Origin of the sequence: Herbaspirillum sp. C7C2 (assembly GCF_022627865.1) — a bacterium.
Lineage (GTDB): Bacteria > Pseudomonadota > Gammaproteobacteria > Burkholderiales > Burkholderiaceae_D > Herbaspirillum > Herbaspirillum frisingense.
In genome coordinates, this window is sequence record NZ_JABXGI010000043.1 from 1 (window position 1) to 1733 (window position 1733).

1 rRNA gene is annotated in these 1733 nt (G+C 51.9%); it reads right to left on the minus strand.

Annotation, left to right across the window (positions count from 1 at the left end):
- Window positions 1-12 precede the first annotated feature (12 nt).
- Window positions 13-1545 (minus strand): 16S ribosomal RNA (locus HWE04_RS24140).
- Window positions 1546-1733 lie beyond the last annotated feature (188 nt).

The following is a 1733-nucleotide window of genomic DNA, read 5'->3' on the forward strand; positions in this document are numbered from 1 at the left end:
TGCGCACTCTAGAAAGGAGGTGATCCAGCCGCACCTTCCGATACGGCTACCTTGTTACGACTTCACCCCAGTCACGAATCCTACCGTGGTGAGCGCCCTCCTTGCGGTTAGGCTACCCACTTCTGGTAAAACCCGCTCCCATGGTGTGACGGGCGGTGTGTACAAGACCCGGGAACGTATTCACCGCGACATGCTGATCCGCGATTACTAGCGATTCCAACTTCATGGAGTCGAGTTGCAGACTCCAATCCGGACTACGATACACTTTCTGGGATTAGCTCCCCCTCGCGGGTTGGCGGCCCTCTGTATGTACCATTGTATGACGTGTGAAGCCCTACCCATAAGGGCCATGAGGACTTGACGTCATCCCCACCTTCCTCCGGTTTGTCACCGGCAGTCTCATTAGAGTGCCCTTTCGTAGCAACTAATGACAAGGGTTGCGCTCGTTGCGGGACTTAACCCAACATCTCACGACACGAGCTGACGACAGCCATGCAGCACCTGTGTGATGGTTCTCTTTCGAGCACTCCCAAATCTCTTCGGGATTCCATCCATGTCAAGGGTAGGTAAGGTTTTTCGCGTTGCATCGAATTAATCCACATCATCCACCGCTTGTGCGGGTCCCCGTCAATTCCTTTGAGTTTTAATCTTGCGACCGTACTCCCCAGGCGGTCTACTTCACGCGTTAGCTGCGTTACCAAGTCAATTAAGACCCGACAACTAGTAGACATCGTTTAGGGCGTGGACTACCAGGGTATCTAATCCTGTTTGCTCCCCACGCTTTCGTGCATGAGCGTCAGTGTTATCCCAGGGGGCTGCCTTCGCCATCGGTATTCCTCCACATATCTACGCATTTCACTGCTACACGTGGAATTCTACCCCCCTCTGACACACTCTAGCCGTGCAGTCTCAAATGCAATTCCCAGGTTGAGCCCGGGGATTTCACATCTGACTTACACAACCGCCTGCGCACGCTTTACGCCCAGTAATTCCGATTAACGCTTGCACCCTACGTATTACCGCGGCTGCTGGCACGTAGTTAGCCGGTGCTTATTCTTCAGGTACCGTCATTAGTCCCAGGTATTATCCAGGACCGTTTCTTCCCTGACAAAAGAGCTTTACAACCCGAAGGCCTTCTTCACTCACGCGGCATTGCTGGATCAGGGTTGCCCCCATTGTCCAAAATTCCCCACTGCTGCCTCCCGTAGGAGTCTGGGCCGTGTCTCAGTCCCAGTGTGGCTGGTCGTCCTCTCAGACCAGCTACTGATCGTCGCCTTGGTGAGCTTTTACCCCACCAACTAGCTAATCAGATATCGGCCGCTCCAGGAGCATGAGGTCTTGCGATCCCCCACTTTCATCCGTAGATCGTATGCGGTATTAGCTAGTCTTTCGACTAGTTATCCCCCACTCTAGGGCACGTTCCGATATATTACTCACCCGTTCGCCACTCGCCATCAGGAGCAAGCTCCTATGCTGCCGTTCGACTTGCATGTGTAAGGCATGCCGCCAGCGTTCAATCTGAGCCAGGATCAAACTCTTTAGTTTAATCTCTGTTTTGTGCCATTTCTGGCTACCCCGAAGGGCATCGCTCTCTCAAAATACTGACAGGTAATTTCTTGCGATCTTACCTATATTTCTTGTGAGCATTTAATATTTAAAGTTTCCAGAACCGAAGTTCTGTCGCACTTCATTAAACGCCCACGCTTATCGGCTGTTAATTTTTAAAGATCATC